This is a genomic window from Sporosarcina sp. BP05 (genome assembly GCF_014282005.1).
GTDB lineage: Bacteria > Bacillota > Bacilli > Bacillales_A > Planococcaceae > Sporosarcina.
In genome coordinates this window covers 375,517-394,151 of record NZ_JACFTD010000002.1, presented here as the reverse complement: position 1 = coordinate 394,151, position 18,635 = coordinate 375,517, and the positions used below count along the sequence as shown (strand labels likewise).

Genomic DNA, 18,635 nt, shown 5'->3' with positions numbered 1-18,635 from the left:
GCCATGGACACCCTTGCGTTAAGCTAACTGTTACTTCTACCTTCACAGTTCGGGACTTCCACCCTATAGATTACGCCCATGCTGGGCGCACAAAAAGAACATGTCGAGAACGATCTCGACGATGTGTCTGTCATTGATTATTTGAACGACAAAGCTTGCAAGCAATTTAAAGCCTCTTCGAAGGCGGCTGCACGATTGGTAAAAGGGAGTTTCAGCGAAGGGTACACAGTGGCGGATAGTAAAAAGGTCATTGACACGAAGGCTAAGAATTAGCTGGATGATCCACATTGGCAGGAGTACTTACGCCCTTCGGCGTTATTCAATGCGACGAGTTTTGAAAACTATTCGGAAGAATCTAGGGTCAGTGACTTGCCAGAAAGCAGGCCGCCAAAGCCGTTCGAATTAGACTGTAGCGAAGTGGAGGCGTAACGTGACGCTGTGCATGACAAAATGGCAAATAATCCACATCTCTTGATACGTATTCAGAGTACAGATATTCTCTCTTGAATATTCGATTCTACTTTTACTATTATGCAATTGCAGTGAATTCACTGTATAGCTCCTTGCACAGCCTGTAATGTGAAATTATTCAGGATTAAATGAGGACCTACTAGCATCCGTAATTAGTGGAGTATTGGATATAGCTGTCGTTCCAGAGAACTGAATTCAGTTTTCAATGTATCCAGTTCACCATTCAACCTCTCAATTTCAATTGCTGAAAGGTTATGTGCTAAAGCATACTCATCTATCCTTTTCATTTCATGCAACTTAACGTTCATCTCATCCAATACACGAACCTGTTCCACAGTCCATTGGAGTTGTTGTTCAAGGTGATTCTTCTGTTCTTGGTGTTCTTCATCCATCTTGTTTCCTCCTAGTTAGCAGCTACTAAGTAACTATTTAAAATCGGGTACCCCATACGAAGAGATTGCCCTAGCATTTCTTAATAATATGTGTCGTATCTATATCTTTTATATCGGTTCAATTATGAGTTATTCAAATAGGTGTTGGGGCAAGTTGTTGGGAGACGGCTGTATTACGATGTTGAAAAATCGGTACCCGCGCAACAAACAATTCACACAATCTCATAAAAACACAAAGAAGATTAGATATTACAATAAATACCTAATCCACGCCTTATAAATATGTAATTGTAGTAAATAGTGTTTGGTGCACGAAACTTTAAAGTTAATTTCAGCAAACATGTAAGTTTCACGGAAGAAACAACTCAGAATTGTGCTTGAATTGCGTGGTGCACAGGCACCCATCACTTATACAATTGTAGCGAATCTATAGAATAGTTTTATGTACCTAAAACTTTATGAATCCAATTCTTTGAAACTTCTCCTTAACATCTGGATGAATTTGATTCACTCCTTCTATGATTAATTCACCATTTCCAATTTCAGTGAACACACTATGGATTGATCTTAACTGATTCATTTGGTCAGCAGTTGGTGAATTGTTAACCATTTCGTTAAGAAGGTCAATTGTACTATCCAAAGAAATCTTTAGTTCACGATTCAGCTCTACAACCACTTTTAACTTTTGTTGAGCATTTTCAACATCAACTAAGATTGGCTCAATGATTGCCATTCTCTCCTGACGATCCTGAAGAGAATTCTCACTAGCTTCTAAGACTGCCAACGTTTTAGCCGTAAAAGCTATTTCCATTAGTTCGTATGCATCCTTAAAAAAACCATAAGAGGCAGGTTGATTATAGTGATCCTGCATATTCTCCTTATGATAAAAGGTTTCTATCTCATATCCCTTTTCTTTTTTATCATAAGTAAGTTTTTGAATGGTTATATTAGCGTGCTGCGTCATAAGCATCACAATTCCTGGTTCTCCATCAAAGGTTGTCGTACTAAAATCTAGTGATCCTAACTGAATATAATCATCAAAAAGCGGATAAGTGATCCCCCCATCTTTCACTACCAACAACCAGTCCTGTCCATCGTCCCAGGCCAACGATCCATTCTCCATTTTTTCCACGTTCACATACAACTCGATTATTTCATCCTCACCGTCTCCATCAATATCAAATGTACTACTCTTATAAAGTGTTTGTGGATACTTTTCAATATTCTTTGCTAAAAGCGTAGTAGAATCACTGGTCACTTGTTCATTCTTTGCTAACTCAAGCTCTTCCTTTTGATTCTTTATCGTACTTAATAGAGCTTCCTTTTCTAATGAGTTCTCCTCAATTTGCTTTTTAAGTTCATTGATATCTTGAGTTTGATCTGTGGTTGACTGAGCAGTGCAGCCGACTAGTATGACAATTGTGCAAATTAATCCGGGTAAAAGTCTCCTCACTACTATCACTCCTTTATTATATTAAATAATTAATGATTACATTAATTAGCATTGCGGGTGACGCAACCAATGCAATGAAAAAGTTGGAATAATTACCACAAATGAAACTAAAAATGTCCTTGAATTATACCCCATTTATCAGAAGTATTAGCACTGCATCTGTCTCTCCTACTTCCGGTTTCATAGGAGTGATGGTGTTGGTTCTAATCAGTAATTCCTGAACATAGTAGCGTACACTAACCTCTTGATTTTGAAAGATTCACTATTATTTCATTGTGCCCGTTTGTTTAACTTTTTTATTAACCAAGTAAAATAATTTCATATGTTCCTTTAAAAAATAAAATTATATCACCAAAAGAACCTATACAAAAGAAAGCGAAATAGTAGCTTGCATTAGTAATTTCCAATTTAAATAGTTCTTTGAATGCCTGGACAAATAACTTATTAAATTTAAACCAACTTAGTATCCAAGCAATCATAAGAAAAGTTAAAATCACCATTTTTATATCTCCTTCCTTAAATTAGATCAAAATACTATTTGACTTTTACAATATCTTCACTGAGTGAAATGGTTTATTCAAGTATATACTAATTAGTTGTTTGTGTGCCTGTGCAACAAAAAACAACCAACTATTCACCCTATTGTATAAAAAACCAAAATTGTTTTGATAATCAATTACCCATCTAAACCCCTTCGAATAAATATAAAATTGTAGTGAATTGTTCGAATACGACCTTGCACAGGTACCTGAAAATTATGTCATTGATTCTTTGAATGACAAAGCTTGCAAGCACTTTAATTCGTCTTCGAAGGCGACTGCACGATTGGTGAAAGGGTGTTTCAGTGAAGGGTACACATTGGCGGATTGCAAAAAGGTCATTGACACGAAGGCTAAGAATTAGCTGGATGATCCGCATTGGTAGAAGTATTAACGTCCTTCGACGAAAACTATTCGGAAGAATCGAGGGTCAGTGACTTGCCTGAAAGCAGTCCAGCAAAGCCGTTCGAATTAGACTGTAGCGAAGTGGAGGCGTAACGTGACGCTGTGCATGACAAAATGGCAAACAATCCACATCTCTTGATACGTCTTCAGAGTACTAAGATTCTTACATGAATATCTGATTCTACTTTTAAAATTATTCAATCGCATCGAATTCACTGAATAACTTCACAGCGTTTAATGTGAAATTACTCAGGATTAAATGAGGACCTACTAGCATCCGTAATTAGTGAAGTATTGGATATAGCTGTCGTTCCAGAGAACTGAATTCATTCTTCAATGTATCCAGTTCTCCATTCAACCTCTCAATTTCAATTGCTGAAAGTGTATGTGCTAAAGCGTACTCAGCTATCCTTTTCATTTCATGCAACTTAACGTTCATCTCATCCAAGATACGAACCTGTTCCACAGTCCATTGAAGTTGTTGTTCCAGGTGGTGCTTCTGTTCTTGTAGTTCTTGATCCATCTTGTTTCCTCCTAGTTAGCAGCTACTTAGGACATACTAAAAACCGGGATTTTTAGTAGCCGTATATAGCTAGATATTTTACAGATTTCATTGGCACAACCGATTTATCAGTATGGCTTTAGACGCTACTACCAAGGCTAAATAGTGCCTCTACTTTTTTATAGTGCACTACGTTCTATACCCTTTATATCGGTTCAATTATAAGTTATTGAATTAGTTATTTGATACAATTGGAATAAACGTTTGCAATCTAGGAGGTGTGTTATAGGATGAACGAATCAAGTAGGTTTCAAAATTATATCTGTGGCAAGTTGTTGGGGGACGGTTGCATTACGAAGCAGGTCGGAAGAAAACCCTCGCTTTCAGTTTATGCATCGAGCAGAGGACGTTGGATGGGCAGAATACTGCTATGATCACTTGAAAAACTTCATACCTCTATCTCCCCCGACCTATCGCAAAGTGATGGATTTACGAATCAAAAAGGGCTATTCGGAAAGCTATATCGTGCAATCCCGGACAGATGAAGTGATTACGAATTTGTATAAGAAATGGTATCCGTACGGAAAAAAGGTTCTTCCTTTCGACTATATTGAACAGCATCTAGATGAACGATCATTGGCGTGGTGGTATCAAGATGATGGCCATTTAAAAATAGTAAACGGAATTGTTAACAAAGTCATTTTATCGACTGTTAGTTTTTCTATCCCGGAAAATGAGTGGTTGATTCGATTGCTTTTTGATAAATTCAACCTGCGTTTTGTTATAGACGGACAAAACCGAATTCTACTTTATGATCAGTTTCAAATCAACTATTTTCTTCACCTTGTCTCACCCTGTTTGCATGGATTTATGAACAGAAAGGCTTTACCTATACAACCTATCCGACCGATTGCGAAACGTACAACAATTTACTTGTCGGAAAAGTTCAAGTTATTGAAGCCCACGTCTGAAATCAATTTAAAACTGGATAAGCTAGACACCTTGTTTGCCAATTCCAAGAAAGAGGTCTGTATCCATACTACTTTTTCAACATTCAATCCGTTATTATCGCATAAAGAAAACGCGAATAGTTACCAAATTATCATTGATGATAATCATAGACAAACACTTGCGAGAATTCGACAGCAAACTGGGCTGACGATTAGTCAACTAACAAACTATTGCTTTAGTATCTAAAAAATGCGACCGGAAATTTCCCTGACCCCGTTTTGTTGAGCAGATTATTTTAGAAGTACGCTCGTGGTTGCCTGGTTGTTCGTTTGTTAGTTGGCTTGCTTTTCTACTACTTCTTTAGACTATATCATCATCTTTAAGTTACCTGTAGGAGCTTAGTGTGTGGTGCCAGTTCACGAAACTTTCATGTTAATTTCAGCAAACATGAAAGTTTCATGGATGGAATAACTCAGAATTGTGTTTAATTTTGTGTGGTGCACAGGCACCCATCACTTTTATCCCTTCCTACGATTATGTGATCAAGCAAATCTATTCCAATAATCTCCCCAGCTTCCTTCAGACGTTTTGTTAGAGCATGGTCCTCTGGTGAAGGCTCGCAGTGCCCCGAGGGGTGGAAATGCTGATGTTAATTTTGGTAAGTTAAACTATTTACCCTATAATGATATTCCATTAAATTCCCATTCTAACTTGAACTCCTTAGATAAATAACGCCAAAAAAAGCAACTGTTCCATATAAAAGAAACTGTTGCTCTCACTAGACTCAATTCCATTATCGTTGTAGATTAAAAAATAAATTTGTACTGTCTATAAAAAAGTTCTACCGTATGAATAAAGTTCTTTAATGTCGGCGAATGAATAATAAAAATTATTAGAAGTTTCTTTACTAGAGAAAAGTGTACAAAGGGCAATAAATCAATCTAGTAGTATAATTGTTTAGCGAGTTATCTTATCCTTCATTTCTAAATAAATATGTTGAAATTATATAATCTAAAATTATTGAACTCAAAAACGTACAATGTTCTTGATAGTCATCACTTTTAGAACTATCAGCTAAATCAGAAACAACTTTAAACGCCAAGTAGGATGGTTTAGGGATGTTAGAAAGAAAACAAGCTCTTGCAAATCCGTATATCTCCATATCTACTCCTAATAGCCTTCTTTCGACTTCAGTTATACCATTTAAAATTGTTTCATTGGCAATTACGGCATTTCCGCTACTGACTGGTCCAATGATTAATTTTGGTTCACATTCAGGTTTCGAGTAGGTTGAAGCTTCATAGAAACCTTTTAAAATCTTGTGTTCATAAGATAATTCTTGGTACAAGGTTAACAAATTAGGGCTAGCTCTAATGTGAACCGCTGTAGGTTCAAATTTAACTTTATCTTCTTCAAATCTATCTATTGTGTATTTACCAGCCTCATGTGTATAACAAGGATCCGCTACTATAATATCACCTATATTAACTTTCCCTTTTACACCACCTGTTATACCTGTCATAAACATATATCGAGGTTTGAAATTTTCAATCATCTTCATAGTTGCGATTGTAGTATCTGTTATACCCATTTGATTTGGCGTAGAACAGACTATTTTTATCTTTCTGTTCCCTATAAATTTTTCTGCAACAAAATAAAGTGTACTATCATCTTTGTATATTCTTTTAGTAGACCAATCTAAATCTAATTCTAGGATTGGTTGCAACTCTTTTTGTAGTGCACAAACAATTCCAATATCGTAATTGTGTTCAAGCGATTTTGACAAAGTACTCTTTTTTATTGCTGTTACATGTTGTATAGCTTCAATCAGGGGCAATTGCCAAGAATCAGTGTATCCATCATATTTTACGATTTTAAAAAAAGTATCTTTAAATTGCTCATTAAAATCATCAATACTGCTGCTATGTTCAGTTAAAATAATTATAGTAGAAGGTCTTTTCAAAGAACTATTTCTATTTGGTCGACTTCCAATTATTTCTTTTAATAAACTAATACCAGCATCTTCTCTAATTTTTGTACTATCAATAAATTCAAGAAATTGTATATCAAGTATCATTAGGTCAAATACCTGTTCATTTAATTCTTTCCTTGCATCTGACATATTATTAATTTCTGTAAAGTTACATTCATCAATAACAGCCTCATTAACAAAACCCTTTATCCGGGAATTTTTTTCCGCATTATCTTCGATTAATAGGATTTGAATCATTTAATAAACCTACTTAATAATTCTTTTATTTCGATTTCCCAATCAGATTTCCCAGCCTCATAATAAATCATTGAAACTAAATTATTGCTAAATTCTTCTTTTAATTCTTTTTCCATTTCAACAAAGCTTTTTAATGTATCATTTTCACCGAAAGTAGCGTATTGAGTTATTACAATTGTAGGAGTTACTATTTTTCTTCTACGCATTTGCAATAATATCTCTTTTCCCGCGAACTGAACTAATTTCCCACCATAAGAAGAAGATTCATCCTTGTCAAAAGTGGGCATAGTCATATCTAAAAGAATTAAATCGTATTGATTAAACAATATATTTCTTAATCCAGAATTATATGAGTAGGATTTTTCGATTTCAATATATCTAAATTCATTAGTTAAAAAGGTTTCAATCTTATTGATTTTATTTATATCATCTTCAACTACTAACACTCTCAATTGCAACCCTCCCTGTATCTAAAATGATTTCAATATAAAATTCATCGTTCTCAATATCGAAGTTTAGTGTTGGCTTATCAGATTTAATATCGTATTTCAATAATTTAACAATTTTGTAAAATCCAGAGCCTCCCTCTTTAGAAGCACGAGACATTATTTCAGATTCCTCAGTATCTGAAATGATTTTTATTTCTTGTAGTTTTGCAGTTAACAATTGTTTTCTATTTGAAATTTCTATTTCAGAGAGGTGTAACGGGTTTCTACAAACTATTACCAGTTTATTATCCGTGTTGAGCGAAATTTCTAAAGAGAAATGAATTTCGTTTCGCATTCCACTTCTTTTTATTATATTATCAAATATAGTTATAAATATTTCGCTAAACCATTTCAAATATCTTCCATCAATTAATAAACTTTTAGTGTTAAGATTAGTTGTTTCGAAAATAGTAGTATTAATATTTATACTTTTAACAAATTCTAAAGCAATATTCACTGGTAAATCGATTGTGAAATTATCAATTTCAATTACTTTTTCTTTTGTAAACCAACTTGATACTTTGTTAATTTGGTAGCTCAAATCAGTTTTTAAATCCACCATCTTTTGATTGAATTCTCGAAGGTTAATTTGATGACTTACCTCAATTTGTTTAATGTTTTTTATGAACTCATCAATTTCAGTTAAAATCATGTTTTTGTATTCGATCTTCAGATAGTTTCGAACGTTTTCAAGATTCCCCTCGGTGATTGACCATAATTTATCAATATTATTATTTATAAATGAATCTAGCGATAAATTCTTATCTTTAATATCCTCTGAGAACATCACCATTAAATTAAAATCTGAGAGATGATAATTAAACAAAGAAATATCATTATTTACATCAGTAGTTATTTGTAACTTATGATCTTTTAAATAAATAAGTACCTCATCTATTTTTTGGTTGAAGATTTGAAATGCCATATCTACTTCATCAATAACTAAAGGATTTTTGATATTCATTTTATCAATCCAAAAAGTGTTTTTCTTGTACTTATTAAGATTTGAAACAAATAAAGTCATAAAGTTGTCTTTCTCAAATAATTTTCTAAGTTGACCGAAAATAGTACCATGTCTAATACCCAAACTTAGATATACATCCAGCCCGTATTCTTTACTAGAAATGAATGAGTCTCTAATTTGATGAATTAAACTGTTGTAAATGTCAGAATACCTATTCCCTTTGATCTGCGCTATATTACCGTCATCGCCTTGATAAGTGAAATATAAAACCTCTCCTTTATTTCTAGCACTGTTAAAATATTCCCGAATTCTATTAAAATTGTCCTCAATTTTTTTGCTTGTTTGTTTTTTTATCCCATCTATATCTACATATATCTTACTTCTTTCTAACGCTGCGCTATATTCTCTAATTTGCATTGTTTGTGTTATTTCTTTAATTTCATTATTGTATATTTCTTGATTATCACTATCGATTTCTGTTAAAAGTATACATATTTTAATCCGTTCTTCCTCAACATCTTCATAACGATTGAAGAAATAATATTTAGACATTGTCTCTATAGTACAATATTCTTTCAATACATAGATTAAACCTTGAAAATCAGATTCAAATAACGAAATATCCAGTTCACTTATAAGGTTTATTTTAAATTCAAGTAAAAAATCTTCTAAAAAATCATGTTTATTTTCAAAAAGCGTAGGATTAATATATTTTGTTATTAAATTAATAAAAATCAAGGTTTTTAAATTTGATGAAGAAGATAATGAAGACATAATCTTACTGGATATTGTTTCTATATCGATTTCTAATAAAAGGTTTGTATTTGAAAAATAAGAATCTACAATTAGATTAACGGTTAAATCAATTTCATCTAATGCAGTGTAAGCTTGTATTTTCCCTATGCTAATTTCAAAATAATTTATTTGTGAATTTTTCGAATCTATTAAATCGAAGTAATCTAATGCATCAGTATAATTAGCCTTCAGAAGATGCAAATTAGCGAGTAGTCTATACTTTCTGTTTTTATCTATTTCAAGAGTTTCTATTAATTTTAAATCAAGTGATGCATAAGCGTCATGAATTTTATTAGTTATATTTGATCCCGCAAAAACAATAGATATATATAAATCCTTTTTGTTTGCTTCATTATAAATATATGGTATTATTTGTGGTTTAATATATTTAGAGTTTTTAAACCCTTTCCTAATAAAAGGGCTACTTTCTAAGATTTTGTTACCGAACTTAAGAACGTAAGTAAGACTCAACATTTTCCAAGCCCAATCATTTGATAAGTGATCATTGGAAATTTTCAATAATTTTTTCACTGTTTCATCGTCGGTATCTTTTGATTTATAGAATTGCATAAATAAGTTTATTAATTCATTATAAAAATTACTATCATCTAATTCTCTTATATCACCTTTACTTAAAAGTGATTTTATTAGAATATCATAGAGTTCGATTTCATATGGCCGATCTTTAAGTATTAAATTACAAATTTCTATAGCGTTATCATAATTACCTATAGAATATTCATCAATTGCTTTTAGATTATTCAGATTAGAAGAGCGTGAGTTATTCAATAATATTTTTTCATTCTGGATTTGGTGATAAATAGTGGATTCTGTTCCTGAAATAAAAGTAATAACATTCATACATTTATCAATTATGGTTTTATTGAAATTTAAAAAGTTATCCTCAAAAATATATTCAATTAAAGTAGCCAAAGTAAAATATCTATCGATTATTGAGAGGTTTTCTTGCAGTTGTAAAATGGATAAAAAATCCAATTCATTAAGTTCTGTTCCAATAGAAAATTTAAAGAGTAAATAATCCTGAAAATTCATTTTTTTTATTATACTAAGGCTATTGATTGATCTTTCAAGCTCAATTTCGAATCTAGAAGGAGATACCATGTCTTCTGACTTCATAAATAATATCCAGCTGATGATTTTATAGTATTCACTAATTTTACTATTTATAATTCCATCTAAATATGCTTCACTTTGCTTGTATGTATGATCAATTTTTTTATAAAGGTTTATATGGCTTTCAATTAACCATATAGAAATACCAAACTTAAAGTTAATATTTTCAAGGATTTGTTTACACTTCTCGTAATCTGATTTAAAATAGGCTGTATTGTAAGAGTCTTGAAGTTTTAAAAATTCAACTATGTCATTTTTTGTAATGTTCAGCATCTCTAACAACCACTCAACTTCAAACTCTATATTATTTGAATTTCTTCTGAAATTAAAAATAGGGATGCTATCCTTTTGCGGAAAATGTTGATTGAAAAAAATCTTCTTTGAACCTGGAATTCTTTTGGCTTCTAAAAGTTTTATTTTGATATTTTTTTTATTAGAACGCTGTTTTATTAGGGGCAAATTTATAAACCGATTGCGATTTGGGTTCATTGATATCAGGTCTCCTTCGTAATATTTGTTATTTAGTTAATAAAAAGAAAAGAGGAGAAATTATGTTAGATGGTTTAGACGCAACTCAAAAAATAACTTTGATAGGAATAATAATTACAGCATTTACAGGTATAGTAACACTTATTTATACAGTTAGAATCAATAAAAATACAGCTTATGCAAATTCAGTTACTAAAGAACGGATAAATTCTATGAATACTTTAAAGCTTAACTTTTCAGAATTCATTTCGATTTTTTATAGTGAATTATCAAATGAAAACATGACTTCTTTAAAAGAATTGTATAAGTTAAAAATGTTAATAGAATTGCAACTAAACGAAAATAGAAATGTTGAGATTGGCATAGTATATAGATTGACCAATATTATGTGGTTATATAATTTATATAATAACATTCATAAAATTGCAAATTATTCAGAATTAAAAGCGCTATTAGAAAAAAAGAATATATCGTACTCAAATGAATTGATTTACTTGAGTAATCATCAACTGTTGAAGAGTATACTTACAATTGAATTAAACTTATTAGAATTAGATTTAAAAAAACAAGTTAAAAGAGAATGGGAAAAGGTTAAAGATGAATTCTAAATAAGCTATATTCCATTCGATATTACAGTGGAAACATGTTTGTTTTAATTTGGATCAGACTTGTTCAACCTAGCGTACCCCCCCACTTTTTACTGGGTAGTTATAAATAAAAGTCATTTATTTATTACATCATGGATTAATTCAACTAATAATGTTTCACCAATATCAGCATATCTGGCAGCTTGTGTTATCGATAATCCAATACAATTGTGCAGATACTCTGCTCCAAAAGTTGCGGAACAATATTGTAAGGCTGCTATTCTTAAATGCTTCGGAGATATCGAAATAACCGATTTTACATATTAAAGAATCGTATTAGTTTTTATAGATACATCATTTATTGAATTAAATGAACAAAAATACAATTTCCCCCTAATTTAATATTATCGAATTTTATTTCCACTAGTTGTTTACTTGTTAAACCATGAAAATAGATTAGGGAGCAAATTAACTTTTCAACAAATAATTCATTAATATCTGTGGTTAATTTTCGATATATTTTTGCATGTTCACGCTTTGATAACGGTTTTACTTCCATCATTCTGTCTCTTGAAACAAATTGCTCAATTGGATTATTAAAAATAAATCGTTGTTTTTTTGCATATTCAAAGAAATTAAACAATAATCTTTTTGTTATTTCCCTCGAACTTACAGGGAAATTTAATAAATAAATATTTATTTCTCGCTCAGAAACTTCTGCCCACCCCTGAACCTCAGTGGTATCTATCAACCATTTATAAAATTTAATAATGGCATCCATGCTATGCTCAACCGTTACCCATGTCTTTGTATTAACGGCACCTTTTTTACAAGCAGATCAATCGAGGCAGATTCTTTTTCTAGCATTTTTAGTACAAGTGCTTGAAATTTTTCTTCCATCGCATTGATTTTTTGTCTAATTTTTTGATAAGGATTTTTTAAAGGTGGTATAATTAATCCCCTTTTTTCAAGAAAAGCTAAAAACAATGAATAACTCACATTACTCCCTTTAAATTTTCGTTCAAACATATCTACCAATTCTTGTGAAAAAGTAAAATTAACCAAAGGTTTTCCACTAATCACGTGAAACCGTGTCGTTACTTCGCCCTCATTAGAATTAAAATTAAATAGTTCATTATCTATGTTATCTGGTATATAGTCACTCAAAAATAAAAAGTGTTCACGAGATTTCTCTAATATGTCTGCCACCGTTTGTGGTTTCCTACCTTGGCTAGCCATAAATCCACAAAAATTATAATATAAACCCTTAATAGAGTTGTTAGTAAAGTTTTCTTCAACGTACTCCCTACGCGTCCGATTATATATCGTTCGACAGGCTAAACAATCATAACAAAAAGAATGGGAGTTTTGTGGTTTAGGCTTTCCACAATCATGACATTTTTCTTTTTCAAAAAAATATTCTAAAATACCCTTTTCAAACCTTTGAACATGTCTAAAATCCAAGGGTTAAAATGAATTCGAAATAATATCAAATTTAATCAAGTCTTTGGAATACAAAAATACTAGGCTAGTTGTACAATCAAGTTAGCCGCCTAAATTCAGACAAAAAAATGGCCAATATAAAATTTCGTGTATCATTGAAGTTACTAGACTAACAATGAGAGGAAGTTTTATAATGGCACACACCGAGAATACCATACAAAACCGTAAAAATAAACACCTATCACCTTTTGAGCGTGGTCAAATTGGGGCTCTCCATAAGGCGGGAGATCCCAACTGGGAGATCGCAAGACGCTTAGGGCGAGTTCACCAAACGATTGCTAACGAACTTAAGCGTGGAACAACGACACAGCTTAAGACTGGTAGAGAACCATACAAAGCCTATTTTCCTGAAACGGGACAGGCGGTATATGAAAATAACCGAAGAAACTGTGGAGCGAAAAGCAAATTACTAGTTGCATCTGATTTTGTTGAATTTGCCTGTCAACAAATCACGACTCAAAGCTGGTCACCTGACGCAGTAGTTCGATTCGCAAAGCAACAAAACGATTGGAAGGACAAGCCAATGGTATCCACGAAAACCCTTTATAATTACATTGATCAGTGCCTATTAAGTGTTCGTAACGTTGATCTACCAATGAAAACAAAACTGAATACGAAGACGAAGCGTGTCCGAAAAAATCGTCGCATTCTAGGAACAAGTATTGTAGAACGGCCACTTGAAATTGAAGATAGAGAAGAATTTGGTCATTGGGAAATCGATACAGTAGAAGGTAAGAAGTCATATGACAACGCGCTTCTAACGATCGTTGAGCGTAAAACTAGAAATTATTTCGCAATTAAAATTGACGATCAAGATCATGACTCAGTTGATCATGCCATCAAACAATTACAACACTTTTACGGCGACCTATTTTCGCAAGTATTCAAGACAATTACTTCTGATAATGGAAGCGAGTTCTCCAATCTTTCTGCGAGTTTGGAAGGAGTCACGGAAGTCTATTTCGCTAGACCTTATGCGCCTTACGAAAGAGGTTCTAATGAGCGACACAACGGACTTCTTAGACGCTTTATCCCCAAAGGAAAAGCAATTTCAGACTACTCAAGAAAAGCAATTCAACGCATTTATCAGACAATCAATAATCTACCAAGAAAGATTCTAGACTATCAACAACCAGCAATGGCTTTTGAACAAGAAATAGCCAAATTAGCTTAACGTTATAAAATCAAATTCAAGGTCAAAACCCGCTTTCTAAGGTTGGTAAAAACAGGAGAATTTCATAAATACACCGGGTTTTATCAGAGTGGCTAACTTATTATTGCAATTTAGCACTCATTAATATTCCTTAAATTTAAAGCAACTGTTGCTGCTGTGTAACCTTTAACCAATTGCTGTCTTTCCCAATCACCTAATAATTGGGCTTGAAACTTACTTTTTTCTTCAAATGTCAAATCAACTTTACTATATTCTTCATTTATAAACAGCTTCAACTTATCCATTCAGCACCTCATTTTATTAGGTAACACCTAAATTTTCTAGGTGTTACCTAATATTATATGGATTTTAAGCTGTCTAACATAAACATAATCCGATGATTGTGAAAAACTACCAATGATGCGACATTAGACATAATTACCATTTTTAGCACCTCTCTAGGATGCACTATTGATGCATTAAGTGAGCCTATATGACACATTTGGATATTAATGGGCTGATTTTTAATATCAAGTGCCATGGAAATAAACATTTTCCTGTCCGAGTCTTCCAAGAATGTGCGAATGATGTCGTAGGAATCTTGTGGTGAGCGAATTTGGCGATTTTGATACAGAATACTGGAATCACGGATCATTTTAAGAGAAACAATGTTCACCCTTTTGGCCGGTACACGCTTCTTCTCCTCTTTAACCATCACCAATTCCAACTGATCCACTTTCGGTTCATACGTTTTACTCATAATAGATTCCTCCTCCAATTAAAATAAGCCCTACCTCCGTTGTTGGAAGTAAGGCTTTACTATTTGTATTCAAGATAATAATATCTACTTGAAAGAGCTATAGAAACAGATTCGATACAAAAACAAAATCCTCTCAAGTCCCGAAAGACTCAAGAGGATTTCCTCCATTGAATACACTCACCATTTACCTATTCTTACGAATGACTAGCAGTCGATTGTATGGATTGCTTTAAAATACAAAATATAGAGAAAAATCCGGTCTTCCAATTAAGGAATACCGGATTTTCATAAATATTAACGAAGAAGTTGTAGAACCCCTTGTGGTTGTTGGTTGGCTTGCTTTGCCGCTATGTCTTTCGATCATAGAATAGACTATATCTTCACCCACAGCATGATCTGTTTGGGGCTGGGCGCTTCGGACGGTGTTGCTTGTCCTACGGATTTCATCGTCATAGCCGTGAAGCCTTAGACGGTGTATCCTAGTCGTTGAACCTTCTCCAGAGTTTCCTCACAGGAGCTTGGCTGCTGATTGTCCATTGTTTCATCCTCATCATTTTCAGACCATCACGCTGACCGTTTCCAGATACGTTGTGGTTGATGAGGCTTTAGGAAGTTCCAGCAATTCACCCAGTTGTGCTATTATCCGTTACCAGATAAGACGCCCTTCGAATCATTATCTCAAAAGTTGTAAGACACCTTGAGGCATTTGATTAGATTGAGCCAACATTGCTTGTGCTGCTTGAGAAAGGATAGAGTTCTTTGTTTGTTCCATCATTTCTTTCGCCATATCAACGTCACGGACACGTGATTCCGCAGCAGTTAGGTTTTCAGAAGATGTGTTTAAGTTGTTGATTGTGTGCTCTAAACGGTTTTGAACGGCTCCAAGTTTAGAACGCTCTGTAGAAACAGTTGTAATTGCCTTATTTATTGTTTCAATTGCACTATTTGCCTTTGATTGAGTGCTAACATTAATACCGCCAGCAGCGCTTGCTTCTGTAGCGACAGTTCCATCAGTATTAAATGTAGCAGCGTTAGAACCTACACTAGCAAGATCGAATTTTGTATTCGCTCCAGTCGATGCTGTCAAAGCTGCAAAATTGAAACTGATTTTTGCTGTTGCGTCAGTGCTTGAATTACCTATTGTAGCACTTGTTTGGTCATTTTTAATTGTCACAGCTGAACCAATATTTGTAGTTCCCGCTGCATCCGCAAGTTGAGCAGTCGCCTTAGAAGCAGTTGCTCCGAAAGTCCATGTATCACCCACAGCATTTGTTGTTGATCCATCTAGTGCAATAGTAAGCCCAGTTCCTGTAAGTGTCGAAGCGCCACTACCTGTAACACTTATATCGGCTTCATTCCAGTTTACTCCACCGTCTAAAGAATATTGAACTTTGTTAACAAAATCATTACTATCAACACCTGTAGCTTTTACGACTAAGCTAGCTACATCATCTCTGCCAGTGTAGGTACCGCCAACTGTCAGCTCTGACCCTGAGCCATTAGACTTAACACTAGCATCACTGCCTGATAGTCCAGTTAGTGCAGCAGCAGATGTAGTAACTTTAACGCTATATTGTGCATTTGTTAATCCTTCTCCCGCATCACTAACTCCAGAAAGTGCTGCTGTGTTAGTTGAAGTCATGGATGCTGCTGTAGTGTCTCTTGAAACTCCAAGTGATTTTGCATCCATCGCATTGATGGAAACACTCATATTTTGACCTTTGTTTGCACCTATTTGAAACGTATTATTCAATCCACCTGCAAGAAGGTTCTGCGTATTAAACTCAGTAGTACCTGAAATACGTGTAATTTCTTTAGCTAATTGGTCAACTTCTGCTTGAATTTGCTTACGATCATCATTAGTATTTGTATCATTTCCTGATTGAACTGCTAATTCACGCATACGTTGAAGAATATCATGTGTCTCGTTAAGTGCTCCTTCAGCAGTTGCAATCATAGAGATTCCATCTTGTGAGTTTTTAGAAGCTTGATCCAATCCACGAATCTGCCCACGCATTTTCTCAGAAATTGCAAGACCAGCTGCGTCGTCCCCTGCTTTGTTAATGCGAAGACCTGAAGCTAATTTCTCCATAGATTTTGATTGGTTAGTAGTTGCACTGTTCAACTGACGATGTGTGTTAAGTGCTGCAATGTTGTGATTAATTCTCATTATAATTTCCTCCTTGAATGTATGTTGCTAACGTCCTTGTGAGCACATTTTTTTTTGCAACGAGGATACCGAGCCGGCCGGACCCCGTTTTCCTCGCTACAATACTATTATCGGATTGTCTTTTAGAATGTTTAATAGAAATGTTTATTTTTTAAAAATGGGTGCCAGTTGCCGCCACAATTAGACCAACAGCATGTTGGTCATGCATTCGTTACCAATCGAACTGCGATGGATTCGGTTTGCCGTATTTCTGTGTTCTTTGCAGAAATTAAGGCACCTTTGGATGTGACGAACTTAGAACACCTTCCTTTTGGATCGTGAATGGAGCCGGTAACTGGCACCCGGGCTTCAACTTATTTTGTTTCGTTTTTAAGATAATCCATAAAACTGTCTATTTTAACTGCTTCTGTATTCGACTCCGACACTTCTCTTATTAATTCTCCACGTAAAATAGTGACGTTTTTGGGTGCATTGATGGCAATTCGGACTTGGTCGCCTTTTATTTCACTGATGGAAATTTCGATTTGATCGCCCAGCCAAATAGATTCACCTTTTTTCCGAGATAATACGAGCATTCCCTCACCCCTTATCTTTCTGCATCTGTGCGGCAATGGAGTATCTAATTGGATAATCCGATTTTTCTAGAATGCATTGTTTTGCTTTTTTGGATTTTGTGTTGATGATGACAGGTGCTTTTAAATTTACTGTTGAGGCATTGAAAGGTTCTTTGACTGTAACAATTGTTAGTACAATAATATCCTCTTCTGAATCTATGTTGAGGGCTTCTAAGGTTGATGCATCCAAGTCGAACGTATAGTCACTGATGAATAAATAGGGATTGGCTGTTACAAAACCTACTTCTTTTGAATTTGTGGACTGGAGAATCTGATAGACTTCATTTCCTTCTATAGAAAGTAATATGAAGTTTTTTTCATTTTCGAATCCTGGTAACCCACTGTCAAAAGTAAGGATTTCGGATTCTGATGCTTCTACTTCTCCTAAGATCGTGGATTGGATTTTCATATATTTTTCCTCCTTTATAGGTTGCCAGGTGCTACTTAAACTTTCCAATCAATCTGGATGGATGGTTTTTGAAGTAACTCTGTTGTTACTTTTCCAGGTGTGTATGTATGCATTGGTTTGTTCGCTTTACTGTTATTAATCACTTTTTGAGGATCTACCCGAATATCGACACTACCGGGTTCAAAAGAAACTTTGACGCTGCCATAGGACGGGATGAATTTGAGGTTTAGACTACTATAGGGTTGTCTAAACGCTCTTTCGGCAAATGATGCATTTGGACTCCCCCCGTTTTCAATCTTCATCAGTTCATTGCCGTCTTCAGCACGGCGAGCGATTCCATTAGAGACTTCAGAACGGGCATACTGGGCGACTTCTTCTGTACGTTGGGCGGCACTTTTTAAGTCCATGTCGGCACGGGCTTGTGTTGTGTCTATGAATAGTCTCGACTTTGTAGTATTAATTGTCATTTCTGCTTGTGGTTGTTGTAAATCCAGGGTTGCTTTTGGTTGTTCAATTTGTTGCGTTGGTTGCCTAGTTGTTAGACCTAGTTGGGCTTTTGTTGTTGTTACTTGGAGTTGCGGGATGTTCAATGTTGTCACCTTCTAAAGAAAGCGTTTGGAGGTTGT

Annotated in this window: 20 protein-coding genes and 1 pseudogene; 5 read left to right on the top strand and 16 right to left on the bottom strand. The window is 34.2% G+C overall.

Features of this window, described 5'->3' with window-relative positions; genetic code table 11:
- Positions 1–78: 78 nt before the first annotated feature.
- Entirely contained in the window at positions 79–273 is a 195-nt protein-coding gene (locus H2672_RS19885; RefSeq protein WP_186669113.1) for a conserved phage C-terminal domain-containing protein, read from the top strand.
- 350 nt (positions 274–623) lie between these two features.
- On the opposite strand, the gene H2672_RS03730 is transcribed toward H2672_RS19885, so the two are convergent.
- The 3 genes from H2672_RS03730 to H2672_RS03720 all read right to left on the bottom strand — a co-directional run bounded on the left by H2672_RS03730 (position 624) and on the right by H2672_RS03720 (position 2,816).
- Positions 624–863 (bottom strand): hypothetical protein, encoded by a 240-nt coding sequence (locus H2672_RS03730; RefSeq protein ID WP_186669112.1) that lies wholly within the window; start codon positions 861–863, stop codon positions 624–626.
- Positions 864–1,311: 448 nt separating this feature from the next.
- Positions 1,312–2,316: a hypothetical protein gene (locus H2672_RS03725; RefSeq protein ID WP_186669110.1), complete on the bottom strand. Its 1,005-nt coding sequence runs from the start codon at positions 2,314–2,316 to the stop codon at positions 1,312–1,314.
- A gap of 299 nt (positions 2,317–2,615) precedes the next feature.
- Complete coding sequence (locus H2672_RS03720; protein WP_186669108.1) at positions 2,616–2,816, bottom strand: hypothetical protein; 201 nt, start codon at positions 2,814–2,816, stop codon at positions 2,616–2,618.
- Positions 2,817–3,036: 220 nt separating this feature from the next.
- On the opposite strand from H2672_RS03720, the gene H2672_RS19880 reads away from it, so the two are divergent.
- Positions 3,037–3,219 carry a conserved phage C-terminal domain-containing protein gene (locus H2672_RS19880; RefSeq protein WP_186669106.1) on the top strand — a complete coding sequence of 61 codons (183 nt, stop codon included), beginning with the start codon at positions 3,037–3,039 and terminating at the stop codon, positions 3,217–3,219.
- 324 nt (positions 3,220–3,543) lie between these two features.
- On the opposite strand, the gene H2672_RS03710 is transcribed toward H2672_RS19880, so the two are convergent.
- The gene (locus H2672_RS03710) at positions 3,544–3,783 is read right to left on the bottom strand and encodes a hypothetical protein (RefSeq protein ID WP_186669104.1); all 240 of its coding nucleotides are present in this window, start codon (positions 3,781–3,783) and stop codon (positions 3,544–3,546) included.
- A 303-nt stretch (positions 3,784–4,086) separates the two neighbouring features.
- On the opposite strand from H2672_RS03710, the gene H2672_RS03705 reads away from it, so the two are divergent.
- Positions 4,087–4,959: an endonuclease gene (locus tag H2672_RS03705; protein ID WP_370569591.1), complete on the top strand. Its 873-nt coding sequence runs from the start codon at positions 4,087–4,089 to the stop codon at positions 4,957–4,959.
- Positions 4,960–5,197: 238 nt separating this feature from the next.
- Here the strand turns inward: H2672_RS03705 and H2672_RS03700 are convergent.
- The 4 genes and pseudogenes from H2672_RS03700 to H2672_RS03685 all read right to left on the bottom strand — a co-directional run.
- Positions 5,198–5,344 (bottom strand): annotated as a pseudogene (locus H2672_RS03700) (JAB domain-containing protein); the annotation flags it as partial.
- Positions 5,345–5,683: 339 nt separating this feature from the next.
- Positions 5,684–6,943 carry a phosphorylase family protein gene (locus tag H2672_RS03695; RefSeq protein ID WP_186669100.1) on the bottom strand — a complete coding sequence of 420 codons (1,260 nt, stop codon included), beginning with the start codon at positions 6,941–6,943 and terminating at the stop codon, positions 5,684–5,686.
- Entirely contained in the window at positions 6,940–7,395 is a 456-nt protein-coding gene (locus H2672_RS03690; protein WP_186669097.1) for a response regulator transcription factor, read from the bottom strand. The genes H2672_RS03695 and H2672_RS03690 overlap by 4 nt, the downstream gene beginning before the upstream one ends.
- Complete coding sequence (locus H2672_RS03685; protein ID WP_186669095.1) at positions 7,376–10,813, bottom strand: hypothetical protein; 3,438 nt, start codon at positions 10,811–10,813, stop codon at positions 7,376–7,378. Before H2672_RS03685 ends, H2672_RS03690 begins: the two co-directional genes overlap by 20 nt.
- A gap of 62 nt (positions 10,814–10,875) precedes the next feature.
- Here H2672_RS03685 and H2672_RS03680 point away from each other — a divergent pair, with 62 nt between their 5' ends.
- Complete coding sequence (locus H2672_RS03680; protein WP_186669094.1) at positions 10,876–11,421, top strand: hypothetical protein; 546 nt, start codon at positions 10,876–10,878, stop codon at positions 11,419–11,421.
- Between the two features lie 337 nt (positions 11,422–11,758).
- Here H2672_RS03680 and H2672_RS03675 read toward each other — a convergent pair whose 3' ends face one another.
- Complete coding sequence (locus H2672_RS03675) at positions 11,759–12,181, bottom strand: hypothetical protein (RefSeq protein ID WP_186669092.1); 423 nt, start codon at positions 12,179–12,181, stop codon at positions 11,759–11,761.
- Between the two features lie 14 nt (positions 12,182–12,195).
- Positions 12,196–12,609, bottom strand: a complete 414-nt coding sequence (locus H2672_RS03670; protein WP_186669090.1) for a hypothetical protein — start codon at positions 12,607–12,609, stop codon at positions 12,196–12,198.
- 424 nt (positions 12,610–13,033) lie between these two features.
- Between H2672_RS03670 and H2672_RS03665 the strand changes: the two genes are divergently transcribed.
- Positions 13,034–14,077, top strand: a complete 1,044-nt coding sequence (locus tag H2672_RS03665; RefSeq protein ID WP_370569598.1) for an IS30 family transposase — start codon at positions 13,034–13,036, stop codon at positions 14,075–14,077.
- A 110-nt stretch (positions 14,078–14,187) separates the two neighbouring features.
- Here the strand turns inward: H2672_RS03665 and H2672_RS03660 are convergent, their stop codons facing one another.
- From H2672_RS03660 to H2672_RS03635, 6 genes are all read right to left on the bottom strand, one after another.
- On the bottom strand, positions 14,188–14,361 hold the full coding sequence (locus tag H2672_RS03660) for a hypothetical protein (protein ID WP_186669086.1): 174 nt from the start codon (positions 14,359–14,361) through the stop codon (positions 14,188–14,190).
- Positions 14,362–14,414: 53 nt separating this feature from the next.
- On the bottom strand, positions 14,415–14,816 hold the full coding sequence (locus H2672_RS03655) for a JAB domain-containing protein (RefSeq protein WP_255485294.1): 402 nt from the start codon (positions 14,814–14,816) through the stop codon (positions 14,415–14,417).
- Between the two features lie 673 nt (positions 14,817–15,489).
- Positions 15,490–16,986 carry a flagellin N-terminal helical domain-containing protein gene (locus tag H2672_RS03650; RefSeq protein ID WP_186669084.1) on the bottom strand — a complete coding sequence of 499 codons (1,497 nt, stop codon included), beginning with the start codon at positions 16,984–16,986 and terminating at the stop codon, positions 15,490–15,492.
- A gap of 353 nt (positions 16,987–17,339) precedes the next feature.
- On the bottom strand, positions 17,340–17,561 hold the full coding sequence (gene csrA / locus H2672_RS03645; protein WP_186669082.1) for a carbon storage regulator CsrA: 222 nt from the start codon (positions 17,559–17,561) through the stop codon (positions 17,340–17,342).
- A 4-nt stretch (positions 17,562–17,565) separates the two neighbouring features.
- Positions 17,566–18,009, bottom strand: a complete 444-nt coding sequence (gene fliW, locus H2672_RS03640) for a flagellar assembly protein FliW (protein WP_186669080.1) — start codon at positions 18,007–18,009, stop codon at positions 17,566–17,568.
- A 35-nt stretch (positions 18,010–18,044) separates the two neighbouring features.
- Entirely contained in the window at positions 18,045–18,599 is a 555-nt protein-coding gene (locus H2672_RS03635; RefSeq protein ID WP_186669078.1) for a DUF6470 family protein, read from the bottom strand.
- Between the last annotated feature and the right edge of the window lie 36 nt (positions 18,600–18,635).